The 1,466-nt window shown below is 57.9% G+C and carries 1 protein-coding gene; it reads left to right on the top strand.

Annotated elements, in window-relative coordinates:
* The first annotated feature begins 342 nt into the window (after positions 1-342).
* Positions 343-1,404, top strand: a complete 1,062-nt coding sequence (gene dinB, locus AC07YV_RS28840) for a DNA polymerase IV (protein ID WP_007977673.1) — start codon at positions 343-345, stop codon at positions 1,402-1,404.
* Positions 1,405-1,466: the final 62 nt, after the last annotated feature.

The following is a 1,466-nucleotide window of genomic DNA, read 5'->3' as shown; positions in this document are numbered from 1 at the left end:
GGTTATGAGCCCGACGAGCTACCAGACTGCTCCATCCCGCGTCTGTGTGTCGGCATTCTATAGAGATACGCCGGGGTGTCAACCTTCAATTCCGATAAAACCTGTTTTGCTTCAAGCGGTTAGCTTTCAGATGAGCGGGTTGGTCAGTCTGTGAGGCAGGCGGGGCAAGGCCTGCGGCTCTATCGGGAATGTTTTTCTGATTGAAAAAATAAATTTACCAACGACATTTCCCACGCGTCGAAAAGAACATTCAGACTACTGGTGCTATATACAGGTGTCGGTGAGATACTGGATGTCCGTCACACCAACACGCCTTTTCCTTGCCATGAATTCTGCTTTGCCATGACTCAGCGAAAGATCATCCACGTCGATTGTGACTGTTTCTACGCCGCCATTGAGATGCGTGACGACCCGCGTCTGGCCGGCAAGCCATTGGCGGTGGGTGGGTCGGCGGACCGGCGCGGGGTGATCGCCACCTGCAATTATGAGGCGCGGGCGTACGGGGTGCGTTCGGCGATGTCCTCGGGGCATGCCTTGAAGCTGTGCCCGGACCTGACCATCGTCAAGCCACGCATGGATGCCTATCGAGAAGCGTCCAGGGAAATCCACACGATCTTTCGCGATTACACCGAGATCATCGAGCCGCTCTCGCTCGACGAGGCCTACCTCGATGTGTCGGACAGCGCGCATTTCGCTGGCAGTGCAACGCGAATTGCCCAGGACATCCGGCGCCGGGTCTCCAATCAGTTGCACATCACCGTGTCCGCGGGCGTGGCGCCGAACAAGTTTCTGGCCAAGATCGCCAGTGACTGGAAAAAGCCCAACGGGCTGTTCGTCATCACGCCGGACCAGGTCGAGGACTTTGTCAGCGGCTTGCCGGTGAGCAAGCTGCACGGGGTCGGCAAAGTCACCGCCGACAAGCTTGGCAAGCTGGGGATCACTGATTGCCTGCAACTGCGCGAGTGGGACAAGTTGGCGCTGGTGCGTGAGTTCGGCAGCTTTGGTGAGCGACTCTGGAGCCTGGCCCGCGGGATTGATGAGCGGGTGGTGCACAACGACAGTCGTCGTCAGTCAATCAGTGTCGAAAATACCTACGACGTTGACCTGCCGGACCTGAAGAGTTGCCTGGATAAGTTGCCCGAGCTGCTGGAGACCCTGGCCGGTCGCATGGCGCGAATCGACAGCAGTTATCGTCCGGGCAAGCCATTCGTCAAAGTGAAATTTCACGACTTCACGCAGACGACATTGGAGCAGGCCGGGGCAGGGCGGGATCTGGGAAGTTATCAGTTGATGCTGACCCAGGCCTTCAATCGTGGCGGTAAGCCAGTGCGGTTGTTGGGTGTGGGCGTGCGGCTGGAGGACTTGCGGGGCGGGTTCGAGCAGATGGAGTTGTTTGAGCGGTAGGTCTGAAGCATAAAAGATCGCAGCCTGCGGCAGCTCCTACAACAGATCGCGTTCGTCTGTAG

The sequence above is a fragment of the Pseudomonas sp. GW456-E7 genome (assembly GCF_059424105.1).
The sequence above is the reverse complement of the archived record's forward strand: the minus strand, read 5'-3'. Positions and strand labels throughout refer to the sequence as shown.

Bases quoted from the DNA above. Each gene is read 5' to 3' on its own strand.
- dinB (WP_007977673.1), top strand. From the start codon at position 343: ATGACTCAGCGAAAGATCATCCACGTCGATTGTGACTGTTTCTACGCC.